This is a genomic window from Halobacillus sp. BBL2006 (assembly GCF_000786645.1).
Lineage (GTDB): Bacteria > Bacillota > Bacilli > Bacillales > Halobacillaceae > Halobacillus.
In genome coordinates this window covers 1-771 of record NZ_JRNX01000966.1, presented here as the reverse complement: position 1 = coordinate 771, position 771 = coordinate 1, and the positions used below count along the sequence as shown (strand labels likewise).

Annotated in this window: 2 protein-coding genes; both read left to right on the top strand. The window is 41.6% G+C overall.

Annotation, left to right across the window (positions count from 1 at the left end; genetic code table 11):
* The coding region (locus LD39_RS23370) for a hypothetical protein (protein ID WP_035553897.1) at window positions 1–232 on the top strand (232 nt) is incomplete at its 5' end.
* A complete protein-coding gene (locus LD39_RS21445; protein ID WP_035553893.1) occupies window positions 232–699 on the top strand; it encodes a DUF1641 domain-containing protein in 468 nt (155 codons plus the stop codon). The genes LD39_RS23370 and LD39_RS21445, both read left to right, overlap by 1 nt.
* The last annotated feature ends 72 nt before the right edge of the window (window positions 700–771 follow it).

Genomic DNA, 771 nt, shown 5'->3' with positions numbered 1-771 from the left:
TGGAAAAACGGCTGTCAATTATTTAACGGATAATCGTGTGGACAAAGATACTGACACACCAGCCTATAAAGAAATTGCCGTCAAAATGAAAGTACTGAAGAAGAAAGGGAAATCACCGATTCCACCGAATAATCACAGAAGAGGAAATCCTGTACCACAAATCAGTGTTCAGGTTGAGAAAAAATGGGAAAGAGACGATTACGAATTCCCTGGAAGCAAGGTGGATCAATAATGGCGAAATCAATTACTTCTATTAAAAGATACGAAAAAACCAGGGATGAGCAAGTGGAGAGTGATGTTGCCGAGGTGAAAGAAGCGGTAGCAGACAACAAGGAAGCGATTTTGAAAGGCATCGACCTTCTTCAAGCACTGAATGAAGGTGGAACTCTTGACTCTGCTTATGCGTTTACGAAGACGAAAAAAGAAGCACTTGAGAATGTTGTACAAGAAATCAGTAAAGAGCGTTACACGCCTTTGCTGGAAAACTTGCCTGAATTGATTTTCTTGCTTGGTGAGATTGATGTAAAAGCAATCAGAGATCTAAGCAATCGACTGAATCAAGGTCTAGAAGCGATGGAGTCGGATGGACCTGAAGACAAAACGTCCTTCTTCGACTTGGCGAAGGCCTTGAAGGATCCGGAAATCAATCGCAGCATTACAATGCTCTTACAGTTTTTGCGAGGAATGGGGCGGAAGTAAAGCTGAACCGTGGACAGTGACTTTTAGAATGACTCTAAGCTCTTTAATCCCGAATAACAAAAAAACAACCAA